Below are 14622 nucleotides of genomic sequence, written 5' to 3'. Positions count from 1 at the left end.
GCGCGGCGGGTGCGGGGCGGGCCGCCGGGGCTGCGCCCGGTCATGGGCGCAGCTCCTCGACCGCGGCCTTCAGCTGCGCCAGCGCCGTGCGGTAGAAGCGGGGGCCGTAGGACACGCGTGCCACGCCGATCTGCCGCAGCGTGTCGAGGTCGACGTTCTCGCCGGTGTTGCCGTTGACCGGGCCGGGCAGTTCAGCGACGAGCGCCGCGATGTCCTCGCGGTCGCGTACGCCGATGGGGTAGACGCAGTCGGCGCCGGCCTCCAGGTACATCCGGCCGCGGCGGACCGCCTCGGTGAGCCGCTCGGCGCCCGACAGGCCGCTCGCGGGCAGGAAGGTGTCGACGCGGGCGTTGACGACGATCGGGACGCCCGCCTCGCCGGCCGCGGCACGCACGTCCGCGAGCCACTGGGCCTGGGCTCCGGCGTCGGCAAGGCCGCCCTGCCGGTGGTCGGTGTCCTCCAGGTTGCAGCCGACGGCGCCGACGTCCAGCAGCCGGCCGACCAGTTCGCGCGGCGCCATGCCGTATCCCGCCTCGGCGTCCACCGTGACCGGTACGTCCACCGCCCGGGCGATCCGCCCCGCGGCGGCGAACATCTCCTGCCAGGGCGCCTGTTCGCCGTCGGAGAGGCCGAGCACCGCCGAGACGGCGGCGCTCGCGGTGGCCACCGCGGGGAAGCCCGCCCCGGCCACGACCGACGCGCTGCCTGCGTCCCACACGTTGGGCAGGACGAGGAGGTCCCCGGTGTGGAGGTCGCGCAGCCGCTCGGCCCGGGATTTCAACGTTGCCAGGTCTGAAGTCATCGAATGGCTCCTCTTCGGGGGCGGGTCCGCCGGGGGAAGGGCCGGCGGGCGCCACCGAGGTGCGAGTGGTGGCCGGCCGGACGGGCCGGTCTTGTGATGCAACCAGGCGAACGTAGCAGGGGGCGGTTTTGTGATGCAACTCGATGGGCGTAGAGTGGTGCCATGCTCGGTCGTACTTACGAATCCCAGGACTGCTCAGCGGCGCGGGCGCTCGAGTTCGCCGGCGAACGCTGGAGCCTGCTCATCGTGCGCGACGCGCTGTTCGCGGGCACCACCCGCTTCACCGACTTCCAGCGCAGCCTGGGGCTGGCCCGCAACGTCCTGGCCGCCCGCCTCGACCGCTTCGTCGAGGACGGGCTGATGGAGCGCCGGCTACCCGAGCCGGGGGCGCAGCACCACGACTACGTCCTCACCGACAAGGGCCGCGAACTGCAGCCGGTCATCATCGCGCTGACCCGCTGGGGCGACCGCTGGGCCGCGCCCGACGGCCCCCCCGTCGTCTACCGGCACAGCGCGTGCGAAGGACCCGTCGAGCAGCACACGGTGTGCGGGCGGTGCGGGGAGGACGTCGCGGGCGACGAGATCGAGAAGCACCGCACCCGGCCGCCGATGCCGCCCGCCGCCCGCTGACCTCTTTCCGGTCCGGGGCGGGACCGGAGCGCCGGCGGCCGCCGCCGTTCACGGGCGGGCCGTGCGGGCCGGGATGCGCGGGCGGCGCCCGTCCTCCACGACGGCCATGACCCGGCCGGCCGCGCGGGCCGGCAGCAGCGGTCCGCCCCCGTATCGCCGCGACCGCCGGCCGCGGCGGCCGGGCGGGTGTGTGCCCGATGGGGTGTACGGCGATCACCTGCCGGTCGCTGACCTGGCACAACGCGGCGAAGCCGCGCTCGCCGACCCGCGGCGTACACGTCGAGCGTGAGTTCCGCCCGGGACCCGCCCCGCGCGCTTTCCGGTACGGCGACCCTTCCCGCGCCCGTCGCGACGACGGCGGCGACCTGCCGTCGCACTTCCTCACCCGCATCCCCCTCCTCACCCACACCCCCGGGTCCCTCCGGCCGGCTGCGGGCGCGCTCCGACGTTTGACGCAACCGAACGGTTGCTCTAAAGTCGCAACCAGTCGGTTGCACATGGGGGGCGACCGGGCCATCGGGGAGCGGTGTCGGCTGCGCCGTGCGGAATCCGCCGCGAAGACCACCGAGCCCCCCGGGTCCGGCCGGACATTCCCTGCACCGCGCCCGCAGCAAAGGAGCCAGAACGTGTCCGACGACATCCACCTCGGCAGACGGGAGCGGCTGATCCTCTTCGTGCTGCTCGGCACGGGATTCATGCTGTCCGTCGACTTCTCGATACTGAACGTCGCGCTGCCCGACGTCGGCTCCGGCGTCGGGCTGAGCCGGACCGCCCTGCCATGGGTGGCCTCCGCCTACGCGCTGCCCGCCGCGGGATTCAGCCTGCTCTTCGGACGGCTCGGCGACCTCTTCGGCCGCCGCCGGCTCTTCCTGGCCGGCGTCGCACTGCTGCTGCTGTCCTCCCTGCTCGGCGGCATGGCCGACAGTCCGCAACTGCTCCTCACCGCCCGCGCCTTGCAGGGCTTCGCCACCGCGATGGCCACGCCGGCCGCGCTGTCGCTGCTCCTGGGCACCTTCAAGGAAGGCCCGACGCGTGCGCGGGTGCTCGGCCTGAACGGCGCACTCCTGTCCGGCGGTTTCACCGTCGGCGCGCTGGTCGGCGGCACCCTGGTCAGTGTCCTCAGCTGGCGGGCCGCCTTCTTCCTCAACGTGCCCTTCGCCGCGCTGATCCTCCTGCTCACCCCCGCGCTGATCACCGACAACGCCCCGCCGCACCGGGTGAAGCTGGACATCCCGGGCGCGGTGACCGTCTCCGGCGGCCTCCTCGCGGTGATCTACGCGGCCGTCGAGAAGAGCGCACCCGCCGGGATCGCAGGGGCGGTCCTGCTCGCCGCCTTCTGGGTCGTCGAACTGCGCTCCCCGGCGCCGCTCGCCCCGGTGCGCATCCTGCGCCGGCCCACCGTCAAGTGGGGCAATGCCGCGGGGTTCGTGGTCTTCACGATGGAGACCGCGATGATCTTCCTGATGACGCTCTACCTCCAGGGCGTCCTGGGCCTCTCGCCCCTGGTCACCGGATTCGTCTTCGGCGTCCCCGGACTCGCCGCCATGGCGGCCGGCGTGATCGCGGGGCGCCTGATCGGGCGCTTCGGCCACCGCGACGTCCTCGTCGCCGGCATGGCGGTCCAGAGCCTGGCGATGGTGCCGCTGCTCTTCGTCGGCAGCCACCGCATCGCCCTCGCGGTCGTCATCCCGGTGCTCTTCGTCAGCTTCTTCGGCCACGTCACGGCCATCGTGGCGTACACCGTGACCGGCACCACCGGGCTCGCCGAGGACGAACACGGCCTGGCCACCGGCATGACCTCGATGACGCAGCAGGTCGCCATCAGCGTCGGCATCCCGATCCTCAGCTCGGTCGCGGCCACGCAGACCTCGCAGATGTCGGGCCTGCGGCTCGCCCTGGGCGTCGACGTCGCCGTGACCGCCGCCGGACTGACCCTCACCTGGCTCGGGCTGACCCGGCACCGCCGGCACCCGGAGCACACCGAACCCCTGCCACTCGGCTCCGAGCGGCAGTTGACTGCGAGCAAGGGATAGCAACGATGGACATCGCCGACAAGACGGTCCTGGTCACCGGGGCCAACCGCGGCATCGGGAAGTCACTGGTCGAGGAGGCGCTGAAGCGGGGTGCCAGGCGGGTGTTCGCCGGGACCCGGCAGCCGCTGACCCACCCGGACGAGCGCGTCACACCGGTGACCCTGGACGTCACCGACAGGTCGCAGATACGGGCGGCCGTCGAGACGGTCGGATCGCTCGACGTCCTGGTCAACAACGCCGGTGTCGGCGTCTACGCCCACCACAGCGACCGCGCGGCCCTCGAAACGTACCTGGCGGTCAACCTCCTCGGCACGTACGACGTCACGGAGGCCTTCCTGCCCCTGCTGACCCGCTCCCGGGGAGCCATCGTCAACATCCTGTCCCTGGCGTCCCTTGCCGGTATGCCGCTCGACCCCGGCTACTCGATGTCCAAGGCCGGCGCCTTCTCCCTGTCCCAGTCCCTGCGCGCCCTGCTGGCCCAGGACGGTGTGACGGTGCACGTGGCCCTCCCCGGCCCCGTCGACACGGACATGGGCCCGCGCTTCGACATCCCGAAGGCGTCCCCCGACGACGTCGCCGCGGCGGTCTTCGACGGAGTGTCGAAGGGCGAGGAGGAGATCTTCCCCGACCCCTTCTCCGCCCCCCTGGCGGCGGACTGGCCCGGCAGCACCCCCAAGCGCCTTGAGGCCCAGATGTCCGCCTTCGTCACCCACCCCTGACCCCCACCCCGGGGGCACGCACCCCACGTGCCCCCGGGCCGCCCTCGAAAGGGGCCGCCCTGGACGGCCCCTTCGCCCCCACGACAACCACCTGACGCCGCCGCGCCCAACCCGCCGTCCAGGTCCATGGCTGACAGGTCGTCACAAGAGACCGAGTGGTTACCATAGGTAGGGCAACCTCGGTGCCTGGTCAAGGAGCTGGCGTGTACTCACGTGGCCATCGGAACCAATCCCGGTCTCGGGCGGAGCCCGAATCCGCGGGCAACGTGGCGCCCGCTCCTGCGGGCCGTCGGTCGATCGGGCCGCGTGACCTTCTGCGGCTGCAACGTCTCGTCGGGAACCGGGCGGTGGTGTCGGCGGCTTCCGCGGGTGCGCCCGGTTATGTCGTGCAGCGGGCACTGATAAGCGTCGACCAGTGGCGGGAATCGCATGACGAGGAGTTGGTGCGAGGCGTTCCCTTCCTCGGGCAGCTGGAGGAAAGCCTCAAACTGTATTACGCGGCGACGGGGGGTGACGAGCCGGCGACGAAAGACGTCCTGCGGGCGCTCTCGGTTCTCATGCGCGCGGATTCGCCCGGAGAAGTGGACCCCGCCAACCTCAAGATCAAGCGTTACCTCCTGAGGAGGATGGCCTTCGAGGCCAAGCGTCTGCTCCAGAACATGACCAGTCCCGACGACCAGCAGGCCAAGCTCGAATTCACCGCAGAAGAGCACCTCAAAGACCGGCAGTTCGTGCAGACCATCCTGGACGAGGGAAGCCGGCAGATCGAGGACGCGCTGCTCCACAACGCCTGCGAGTGGATCCTGGCCGGTCGGACGGAGCTTTATGTGTTCACCCGGACCGGGGATTCGCTCGAGCGGGCGTCGGCGAGCGGGGAGGGGGACAGGGTTCCGCACGTGCCGGACAATTTCCGGAACCGGGGGCACTTGCTTGCGGGTCCGGAGCCGTTGTACGAAGCGGACAAGCTGGACAGTGGTAAGAACATTCGATATCTCACCAAGGAGGACCGCGGCATCGCCGGTACCGGGTATATCGGCATCGCGCGTCCCAGGGAGGTCGGCAGGGGTGTTGTCGAGGAGACGCTCCGCCACGAGGTGCAGCACGTCGCGGACCGCAGCGTGGACGTGCAGCACGGTCGCGCCAAGAAATCCGCCAGGTACCTGTTCGAAAGCTACGCGACGGAATACCGTGCGTACAGCTACGAAGGACCGACCTTCAGCCACCTTTCCGACGACCCGGGTAACCTCGTTCGCAAAAGCATGGCCGGCAGTGCGGAATACGGCTGGACGGAACGGCAGTGGGCGATCTTCAGCAAGATTTACGGGCAGTACAAGCACACCCGGGACGGCTGGAACGCCGATCTGCCCGACGCCCTCCCCGGCATGAGCTTTCGCCAGGCGGTCCTCAGTTACGTCGATCCCGATGAGCGTGGTTTCAACCGGCTCAACTCGGTTCGCATCGATGACTTCTACGACGCCCTGCACCAGGTTCCCCTCAACACGACGAACGAGAACCTGGGCGCCGTACAGGACGTCAAGGCGCGAGCCCGAGCGCTGAAGCCTCAAGAGGCGCATGTCGTCACCACCGCCGGTCCGATGCGGAACAAGATCGAGGAGCATCTCGGGGGCGCCGCGCTGCAGGAGGTCACCGCGATACTCGTCAAGAGAGGGGCGAGGTACGGCCAGCTGCGGCAGCTCGGAAACACGAGAGGGACCAGGAACCTCAAAGGACTGGCCGATCTCTGACCTCGGTGTCGCCGCGGGCACGGCGGACGCCGCAACGCGCCGGCCGCGGTGCCGGCCGCCGGGTCGGGCGGAAAATCAGTGGCGGGCAGGCGCGGGAGACGCTAGCGTCGCGGGTGTTCGTTGCGGGAGCTGGAAGGGCTGCCGTGTCGGCCGATGTGTGATCAGGGAGGTGTGGACCGATGGCTGTCTTTGTGATGGGCGCTGCCCGAATTCAGCGGATCGTGCCGTGCACTCCCGTGGTCTCCGGCTGACCTCTTCTTCCTCCTGTGCCGGGGCCACCCTTTTCTCGAAGGGTTTCCCTTGTCTTTCTCTTTTCGTGACGCCTCCTCGCATGCCCTCGTGCCCTATGGGTGGGACGACGTGTGGGAGTCGGAATCCGCGCCGTACGCGGAACAGGGCCTGGTGGCCGGGCGGGTGGTGCGGGTGGACCGTGCCATGTGCGACCTGTTCACCGCAGAAGGGCCGGTACGCGCCGACACCGCGCTGGTGACACCGCAGGACCCGCTGCGGGTGGTGTGCACCGGCGACTGGGCCGTGGTCGACGCGGTGGGCGGTGACCCGCGGTTCGTGCGGGCGCTGCTGCCGCGGCGTACCGCGTTCGTCCGTTCGACGTCCTCCAAGCGCTCCGAGGGCCAGGTGCTGGCCGCCAACCTCGACCACGTCGTGGTCTGCGTGTCGCTGGCGGCTGAACTCGACCTCGGGCGGCTGGAACGCTTCCTGTCGCTGGCCTGGGAGAGCGGCGCCACCCCGCTGGTGGTGCTCACCAAGGCCGACACCCTGGAGGACAGCACCCATCTGCTGGCCGACGCCGAGGCCGCGGCACCGGGTGTGCAGGTCCTGGTGGTCAGCGCCGCCACCGGCGTGGGTCTTGACACGCTGACGGCCGTGCTGGCCGGCGGCACCTCGGTGCTGCTCGGGCAGTCGGGCGCCGGCAAGTCCACGCTGACCAACGCCCTGCTGGGCCAGGAGGTGCAGGAGGTGCAGGCCACCCGGGACGCCGACGGCAAGGGCCGGCACACCACGACCACCCGCGACCTGCTGGCACTTCCGGGCGGCGGGGTCATCATCGACACCCCGGGGCTGCGCGGTGTCGGGCTGTGGGACGCCCAGTCCGGGGTGGGCCAGGTCTTCGCCGAGATCGAGGAACTGGCCGCGGACTGCCGCTTCCAGGACTGCTCGCACACCTCGGAACCGGGCTGCGCGGTGCTGGCGGCGCTGGAGGACGGCACCCTGCCGCACCGCCGGCTCGACAGCTACCGCAAGCTGCTGCGCGAGAACGCCTGGATCGCCTCACGCACCGACCAGCGGCTGCGCGCCGAGATGCGGCGCGAGTGGAAGCAGCGCTCGGCGGCGGGCCGTGAGATGTACGAGCGCAAGCGGGGCGGGGGCGGCGGCCACCGCAGGACCGTCTGACACCGCGGGACGGTCCGACGCCGCGGCGTCGGACCGCTGTTCACCCGGGCGGCCCCGGCCGCCCGGGTGGCGCACCTGGTGCGCTCGTCTCACCCGGCGCCGCCGTCACGCCCGTGGCGGCGGCGCACCGCGATGGGACTGCCTGCGCTCCAGAACGAGCCGATGACCCCGGCCACCACCAGCGCGACGATCACGACTCCGAGGATCACGGAGTAGGCCATGGCAGTCCTCCTCGTTTCCCGGTGCGGTCTTCACCGCACTCTCACGTTCGCTGCCCGACCGTGACCTTCCCGTTGCCCGGTGTTCCCAATCCACAGGCTGACGACGGGGCTTGGCGCCGCCTCAGCGGCAACCTCCCGGCTGGACGAAGCCGTTCTCGTACGCGAACACCACCGCCTGGGCGCGGTCGCGCAGATGGAGCTTGGCGAAGACGCTGCCGATGTGGCTCTTGACCGTCGCCTCGGTCACCACCAGGTGCGCGGCGATCTCCGGGTTCGACATGCCCCTGGCCACCAGCAGCAGGATCTCCCGCTCCCGGGGGGTGAGTCCGGCGGACAGTGCGGCCGGCGGGCGGGGCGGTCCCGTGCGGGTGGCGTAGTCCTCGATGAGCCGGCGGGTGATCGACGGCGACAGCAGGGCCTCGCCTGCGTGCACGACGCGGATGGCCTCCAGCAGGCGGTCGCGCGAGGCGTCCTTGAGCAGGAATCCCGAGGCGCCCGCCCGCAGCGCGCCGAAGACGTACTCGTCGAGGTCGTAGGTCGTCAGGATCAGCACCCGGGGCGGTGAACCCGCGGCGGTCAGCCGTGCGGTGGCCTCGACGCCGTCCATGCGCGGCATCCGGACGTCCATCAGGACCACGTCGGGGCGCAGTTCCGCGGCCATGTCGACGGCCTCGTGGCCGTCGGCCGCCTCACCGGCGACTTCGAGGCCGGGCTGCGTCTGCAGGAACAGCCGGAAGCCGGTGCGGATCAGCTCCTGGTCGTCGGCGATGAGCAGGCGGACGGTCATACCGCGCCCCCCAGTGGCAGTCGGGCGCTCATGCCGGGTCCCCCAGCGGAAGCCGGGCGGTCACCAGGAATCCGCCCGCTGTGGGGCGGGCGTCGAGGCTGCCGCCGGCGGCAGCGGCGCGCTCCCGCATCCCGCGGATGCCGTGCCCGCCGCCGAGCGCGACACGCCCCGGGCCGCCCCCTCGGCCGTCGTCCTCGACGGTGACGTCCAGCCGCGTACTGCCGTAGCCGAGCGTCACCGTCACCCGGCTGGGCTCGGTGTGTTTGAGCACGTTGGTCAGCGCCTCCTCGACGATGCGGTACGCGGACAGCTCCAGGCCGTCGGCCAACGCCCTGGGTTCCCCGGTGAGTTCGAGCCGTACGGGCATCCCGGCCGCCCGGTAGCCGGAGACCAGGTCGGCGAGCTGGTCCAGCGACGGCTGCGGCCGCCACTGCGCCGCGCTGTCCCGGGTGCGCAACAGGCCCAGGATCCGGCGCAGTTCTGCAAGGCTCTGCTCCGCGCTGCCTTCTACCTTCGCCAGGGTGTCGGCCGCGACCTCGGGGTCGGTCGGCAGTACGTCGCGGGCGCCGCGCACACCGATCAGCATGACGGTGACCGAGTGGGCGACGATGTCGTGCAGTTCACGGGCGATGGCGGTGCGTTCGCGCTGTGCCGCGAGCTGGTCGAGCTGCTCGCGCTCGCGCTCCAGGGTCGCGGCCCGGTCCTCCAGAGCCCAGGTGTAGCGCCGCCGGGTCTGCAGGTACGAGCCGAGTGCCCATGCGCCGATCGGGACGGGCAGCGAGGAGATGGCGGCCAGCAGCAGGAAGAGCGCCGTGGGGACGAGGGCCGCCGCCGAGACCCGGCGGTCGCGCCGGTCGGCGAGCGAGGCGAGCGCGACCACGACGGGCGCCCCGCCGGGCGAGTAGCCCAGCGGGACGAGCACCGCGGCGCCCGCGCAGGTCGCCGCCAGCACCGCCAGGGGTGCGCGGCGCCGGAGCAGCAGGGTGGCGCCGGCAGCCACCGTCACGGCGACGGGAGTCACGCGGACCCGCGTCCCGTCGTCGAAGACCAGCCCCAGCTCCACCCCGGTCGTGATCACCGCGAGGGCGACGTGGAAGAGCGCCGAGCGGCGCGCGGCCAGCAGGCCGTACGCCGCCGGCGCCGCGCGCAGGAGCCGCTTCACGCCAGGTCGCGCCGTCGCTCGACGACGACCGCGGCGAGCGCGACCGCGGCCGTCCACGCGGCCAGCACCCAGCCGGCGGCGACCACCGACAGGGTGGTGTCGTGCGTCATGCGGCTCAGGACGCCTGCCGCCCCGAAGGGGGTGAGGTTGGCGCCCGCCTCCCAGGCCCCGGACAACAGCGGGACCACGGCGAAGTTCACGACGAGCATGACGACCACCCCCAGGACCGGGCTGCGGATCAGGGCGCCGAGGGCGGCGCCCAGGACCGCGGACAGCACGAACGCCACCAGGTTGCCCGCCACGACGGCACCGACGTCCCCCGCGGTGAGCGCGGGACCCGGCTGGTCGCCGAGCAGTGGCAGCGCGAGCCCGACCGACACCGCCGACGTCAGCACGCCGAGCGCGAGCCCGGTCAGCGCGTACGCGGCAATTCTCGCCGACAGTACGGAGCCGCGGCCACGCCGGGCCACCAGTGCCGCCGGTGCGGCCGTCCGGTGGCGGTACTCGCCGGCCGCCCCGACCAGGCCCCACAGCAGCAGCAGGACGGGCAGGCCGGACAGCGCCTCCTCCTTCTCCGGCACCTTGTCCAAGGTGCCCGACGCCACCGCGATGACCAGGGCGTTGAGCACCGCGAAGGCGGCGCCGCCCACCGCGAACCCCAGCACGGCCCTGGTCGTCACGGCCTTGATCAGCTCCCCGCGCAGCAGCCCCCTCACCGGCCCGCACCCCCCGTACCGCCGCTGCCCGCAGCTCCCGTGCGGGCGAAGAACACGTCCTCAAGGCTCTCGCCCGTTCGCTCCAGGTCCGCCATCGCACCCTGGTGTACCAGCCGGCCGCGGTCGATCACGACCACGTCGTCCACGGTCCTGGCCGCCTCGCCCAGCATGTGGCTGGACAGCAGGACCGTGCCGCCCTGCGCGGCCCGCTCCCGCAGCAGGGTGCGCAGCCAGCGGATGCCCTGCGGGTCGAGGCCGTTGACCGGTTCGTCCAGCACCAGGATCTCCGGGTCGCCCAGCAGTGCCGCCGCGAGCCCGAGCCGCTGCCGCATGCCCATCGAGTACTTCCCGACCCTGCGTGCGGCCGCGTCCTCCAGGCCGACGAGGCCCAGCACCTCGCTGACCCGGCGGCGCGGCAGACCGGCCAGCGCGGCCAGCGACCGCAGGTGCGCGCGCCCGGTCCTGCCCGGGTGGGCGCCGCACGGTTCGATGTGCACGCCGAGCAGCCGGGCGTCCGGCCGCAGCGCGGTGACGGGGGTGCCCCGGACGAAGGCCACGCCGGCCGTCGGCCGCGCAAGGCCGACGACCGCCTTGAGCGCGGTGGTCTTGCCGGCGCCGTTCGGGCCGAAGAACCCCGTCACCGTTCCCGGCCTGACGGTGAACGACAGGTCGTCGACGGCCGTCCTGCGGCCGTAGCGCTTGGTCAGCCCCTCGACCCTGATGGCCGCGGCCGGATCTGCCGCGGACGTTCGTGAAGATGTCATGCCGCCAGCTTTCGCCGCGCTGATCTCCCGGTCATCCGACCACGGGCGGGAACCGGACTCCCACCAGGGGAGGAGAGCGCGGTCAGGCCGAGGCGCGCAGCACCAGCTGGGTGGGGGTGACGATCGGAGCCAGGACGGACGCCTGGCCGGGGACCGTGGACGGGTCGAGGGCGCGCAGCAGCAGCCGTGCCATCATCCGGCCCATCTCCTCGATGTCCTGCCGGATCGTGGTCAGCGGCGGGTCGGTCCACTCGGCGACCGAGACGATGTCGTCGAAGCCGATCACCGCCACGTCGTCGGGCACCCGCAGTCCGCGCTGCCGCAGCACCCGCAGCGCGCCGGAGGCCATCACGTCGGAGGCCGCGAAGACCGCGTCGAGGTCGGGGGAGTGCTCCAGCAGCTGCTCCATCGCCCGCGCACCCCCCTCAGGGGTGAAGTCGCCCTCCGCGACCAACTGCGGGTCGATGTCCGGCAGTACGTCGCGGACGCCGTCGAGGCGGTCGATCGAGGCGGTCTGGTCCAGCGGCCCCGCGATGTGCGCGACACGCCGCCGGCCGAGCCCGATCAGATGGCGTACGGCGTCCCGGGCGCCGCCGCGGTTGTCGCAGTCGACGTAGAGCGTGGTCGGCCCCGTCTCGGCGTCCGACCAGCCGGGCCGTCCGCCTATCACCGTCGCCACACCCGCCTTGCGGGCCAGCACCGGCAGCGAGTCGTCGTCGTGCAGCGAGAAGATCAGCGCGCCGTCCACGTGGCCGCCGGCCAGATAGCGGCCCACCCGCTCGTAGTCGGCCGCACCCTCGGTCAGCAGCAGCACCAACTGGTTGTCGTGCGCGGTCAGTTCCTTGCTGATGCCGCGTACCTGCTGGGCGAAGAAGGGGTCGGCGAAGAAGCGCGTCTCGGGTTCCGCCACGACGACGGCGACCGCTCCGTTGCGCCGCGTCACCAGGGTGCGGGCCGCCTGGTTGGGTACGTAGCCCAGTTCGTCGACGGCCGCGCGCACCCGCTCGACCAGCGGTGCCCGTACGCCCTCGCTGCCGTTGACCACCCGGGAGGCCGTGGCCCGCGACACCCCGGCGCGCGCCGCGACTTCCTCAAGGGTGGGGCGGGCCGCGAACGTCGGGTCGGACACGGGGAGGGCTCCTTCGCACGCGGATAACGAAAAGTTCCGGGATCGGCACGGACAGCGTAACGGGTCACCCGGCGTTGCGTGAGAGCGCTCTCTTATTTCATAGCGTGAGCTTTACCCCGCGGGGGTGTCTCCCGCGGGGCGTACGGGCCGTACAGGGGTTCGTCTCAGGCGTCCAGGCCCCAGCTGAAGATCCAGTAGGGGGTGATCCTGATCAGCTCGGGGCTGAGGTGGTCGCCGTAGTCGTGCGGCCCGACCACCTGCTCCGCCGTGCCGCGGATCTCGACCCCGCGGACCACGAAGGGGTCGCTGCCGGGGCGGTCGTCCACCACCAGCGAGACGTAGCGGTTCGCCGCGACGTTCCGCCACTTCTTGGACTTGGCCATCGCCCAGCCGCCGATGTCGACCGTGCTGTCGGGGCGCAGGAAGAAGCCGACCGGGTTGGCCTGCGGCCGGCCCTTCGCGTCCACCGTCGCCAGCCGGGCCAGGTTCTGGCTGCCCAGGTAGGCGAGCTCGGCTTCGTTCAGTTCCGTTCGTGCGGGTTTCGTCGTCATGTACCCACTTTCACACGGCTGCCCCGCGCAGCCATCGGACCTGCGGCCCAGGCGAGTCCTAGGCCGCAGGTCCCAGTGGCGGGTACCGGGCAGGTCAGGGGGTGTTGTTGGCCAGCGCCAGCAGGCGGTCGGAGCCGCCGCTGAAGCGGTCGCGGTCCACCGCGCCGGAGATGCCGCTCACCGAACCGGAGTCGGTGTACTGCCAGAACGTCCAGTAGGGGAAGCCGTTCGGGATGGTCGGGCTGGACGCGGTCGTCCAGTTCGCCACGTTCAGCGGGCTCCTGGAGTACATGCCGCTCCAGCCGCCGGTGCACGAGTTCCACCAGCTCGGGCTGGTGTAGATGACCACGTCACGGCCCGTCTTGGCCTTGTAGGTGTTGTAGAAGTCCAGGATCCACGACTGCATCGACGAGGTCGACTTGCCGTAGCAGCCGCCTTCGAGGTCGAGCATGCCGGGCAGCGTCAGGTTGTCCGCCGACCAGGCGCCGCCGTGGCCGGCGAAGTACGTGGCCTGGGAGGCGCCCGTCGACAGGTCGGGGCGCGCGAAGTGGTAGGCGCCCCTGATCACCCTGGCGTTGTAGGCGTTCAGGTAGTTGGCGTTGAAGGTCGGGTCCTTGTACGTGGTGCTCTCGGTCGCCTTGATGTACGCGAACGCGATGCCGGCCGACTTCACCGACGACCAGTTGATCGTGCCCTGGTAGTGCGAGACGTCGATGCCGACGGGGTTGGTGGCGTCCGGGGTGATCACGCCGGACCCACCCGGTGCGACCTGCCGGGTGTCCGGGGCGAAGCTCTTGCTGTCCTGGGTGTAGCCGACGCCCATGTAGCCGCCGCCCAGCGGGATGTTGTTACCGGACGGAAGGGCGCGGGGGCCGGCGCTGGCGCTGGCCGTGCCCGCCGACATCGTCGCGGCGAGCGCCATGGCGGCGGCGAGGACGCCGGCCGCCATCAGTTTCCGCTGCGCGGCCGAGGTGGTGCGGATTCGGGAGAACAAGGCTTTCCTCCTGGCACGTCGGGGTGGTGCTCGGGGGCTGTGCGGCCGACCCTTCCGGCTGGCGTTTCCGGCTGGACCGGTGTCTGCTGCTGCTGTCTACTCGCGTAGCGTTCGGGCGGTCGGCGACCGCCACCGCTTCTGCGGGGTGGCGGGGTGGGGGGTTCTGCGCTCGCGCGGTGCGTTCCCGTGCGGTGCACGATGCTGCTCGGCAGTGCGGTGCGCACGATGGGATTGATGTGAACGCGTCATGAGTGACGCATGAACATCCCTTCGGCGTAAAGGGGTTGAGGGGATGCGCAGTTGTCTAGACCACTTCTGAGGTCTGGGAGCTGGGGGTACGGCGGCGGGCCGCGCCAAGTTTCACCGGCTGAAAGTCACCGGGGGTGCCCTTGTGGAGGGGGGTATCCCCCGGGGGCGCGCAGCTCCCCGCGCTCCCCGGGGGTCTCCCCTGCCGGAAGGGGCCGCGGGGTCACCCCGCGATCGTCGCGAAAAGCCATGTGCCGGCGACCAGGAGGCAGGCGAAGAGCTCGACCAGGACCGAGCCGCCCACCGCCCGCATCGCCCGCCTGGTCGCGGACCGGGCGGCCCGCCCGGTGCCGAGGCGGATACGTTCCGTGACGTAGATGCTGCCGACGAAGCCGATGACCGCGCCGATCACCGGCACCAGGAAGAAGCCGGCGATCGCGACGGCGGTGGCGTCGACGACGGTGCGCCAGGTGACGCCGGAGTCGCGGATGCGGCGCGCGGGCAGCAGCCACACCACGACCTGTGCGACCGCGAGCAGGCCGGTCGCACCGGCCAGCACCCCCCAGGTGAGGCTGGTGTGCTCGGACGTCGCCCACCACAGCACCGCGGCCCAGCACAGCAGCATCCCCGGTACGCCGGGAACCGCCACGCCGACGAGGCCGAGCAGCATCACCGCGCCGATCAGGCTCGCCTGTGCGGTCCCCATGGGT

General features: G+C 71.9%; 15 protein-coding genes. 5 read left to right on the top strand and 10 right to left on the bottom strand.

What is annotated here, in order from left to right:
• Positions 1-40: 40 nt before the first annotated feature.
• Positions 41-802, bottom strand: a complete 762-nt coding sequence (locus tag JT723_RS22695; protein ID WP_205046575.1) for an isocitrate lyase/PEP mutase family protein — start codon at positions 800-802, stop codon at positions 41-43.
• A 162-nt stretch (positions 803-964) separates the two neighbouring features.
• Between JT723_RS22695 and JT723_RS22690 the strand changes: the two genes are divergently transcribed.
• The 5 genes from JT723_RS22690 to rsgA all read left to right on the top strand — a co-directional run bounded on the left by JT723_RS22690 (position 965) and on the right by rsgA (position 7342).
• Positions 965-1432: a winged helix-turn-helix transcriptional regulator gene (locus tag JT723_RS22690; protein ID WP_205046574.1), complete on the top strand. Its 468-nt coding sequence runs from the start codon at positions 965-967 to the stop codon at positions 1430-1432.
• 626 nt (positions 1433-2058) lie between these two features.
• Positions 2059-3465 carry an MFS transporter gene (locus JT723_RS22685; RefSeq protein WP_251513514.1) on the top strand — a complete coding sequence of 469 codons (1407 nt, stop codon included), beginning with the start codon at positions 2059-2061 and terminating at the stop codon, positions 3463-3465.
• A gap of 5 nt (positions 3466-3470) precedes the next feature.
• Positions 3471-4184 carry an SDR family NAD(P)-dependent oxidoreductase gene (locus JT723_RS22680; protein ID WP_205046572.1) on the top strand — a complete coding sequence of 238 codons (714 nt, stop codon included), beginning with the start codon at positions 3471-3473 and terminating at the stop codon, positions 4182-4184.
• A 203-nt stretch (positions 4185-4387) separates the two neighbouring features.
• On the top strand, positions 4388-5929 hold the full coding sequence (locus JT723_RS22675; protein ID WP_205046571.1) for a hypothetical protein: 1542 nt from the start codon (positions 4388-4390) through the stop codon (positions 5927-5929).
• Between the two features lie 300 nt (positions 5930-6229).
• A complete protein-coding gene (rsgA, locus tag JT723_RS22670; protein ID WP_205046570.1) occupies positions 6230-7342 on the top strand; it encodes a ribosome small subunit-dependent GTPase A in 1113 nt (370 codons plus the stop codon).
• An 89-nt stretch (positions 7343-7431) separates the two neighbouring features.
• Here the strand turns inward: rsgA and JT723_RS35905 are convergent, their stop codons facing one another.
• From JT723_RS35905 to JT723_RS22630, 9 genes are all read right to left on the bottom strand, one after another.
• Entirely contained in the window at positions 7432-7563 is a 132-nt protein-coding gene (locus tag JT723_RS35905; protein WP_259440914.1) for a hypothetical protein, read from the bottom strand.
• Positions 7564-7684: 121 nt separating this feature from the next.
• Positions 7685-8350: a response regulator gene (locus JT723_RS22665; RefSeq protein ID WP_205046569.1), complete on the bottom strand. Its 666-nt coding sequence runs from the start codon at positions 8348-8350 to the stop codon at positions 7685-7687.
• A 28-nt stretch (positions 8351-8378) separates the two neighbouring features.
• Positions 8379-9512, bottom strand: coding sequence for a sensor histidine kinase (locus JT723_RS22660; RefSeq protein WP_251513511.1), 1134 nt, complete (start codon positions 9510-9512; stop codon positions 8379-8381).
• Positions 9509-10228, bottom strand: coding sequence for an ABC transporter permease (locus tag JT723_RS22655; RefSeq protein WP_205046568.1), 720 nt, complete (start codon positions 10226-10228; stop codon positions 9509-9511). Before JT723_RS22655 ends, JT723_RS22660 begins: the two co-directional genes overlap by 4 nt.
• Complete coding sequence (locus JT723_RS22650) at positions 10225-10992, bottom strand: ABC transporter ATP-binding protein (RefSeq protein ID WP_205046567.1); 768 nt, start codon at positions 10990-10992, stop codon at positions 10225-10227. The genes JT723_RS22655 and JT723_RS22650 overlap by 4 nt, the downstream gene beginning before the upstream one ends.
• Positions 10993-11074: 82 nt before the next feature.
• Positions 11075-12121 carry a LacI family DNA-binding transcriptional regulator gene (locus tag JT723_RS22645; RefSeq protein ID WP_205046566.1) on the bottom strand — a complete coding sequence of 349 codons (1047 nt, stop codon included), beginning with the start codon at positions 12119-12121 and terminating at the stop codon, positions 11075-11077.
• A 164-nt stretch (positions 12122-12285) separates the two neighbouring features.
• Positions 12286-12672, bottom strand: a complete 387-nt coding sequence (locus JT723_RS22640; RefSeq protein ID WP_205046565.1) for a PPOX class F420-dependent oxidoreductase — start codon at positions 12670-12672, stop codon at positions 12286-12288.
• 94 nt (positions 12673-12766) lie between these two features.
• A complete protein-coding gene (locus tag JT723_RS22635) occupies positions 12767-13621 on the bottom strand; it encodes a GH25 family lysozyme (protein ID WP_205046614.1) in 855 nt (284 codons plus the stop codon).
• 514 nt (positions 13622-14135) lie between these two features.
• Positions 14136-14618 carry a DUF456 domain-containing protein gene (locus tag JT723_RS22630; protein ID WP_205046564.1) on the bottom strand — a complete coding sequence of 161 codons (483 nt, stop codon included), beginning with the start codon at positions 14616-14618 and terminating at the stop codon, positions 14136-14138.
• Positions 14619-14622: the final 4 nt, after the last annotated feature.

It is taken from the genome of Actinacidiphila bryophytorum, from assembly GCF_016916835.1.
Lineage (GTDB): Bacteria > Actinomycetota > Actinomycetes > Streptomycetales > Streptomycetaceae > Actinacidiphila > Actinacidiphila bryophytorum.
The sequence above is the reverse complement of the archived record's forward strand: the minus strand, read 5'-3'. Positions and strand labels throughout refer to the sequence as shown.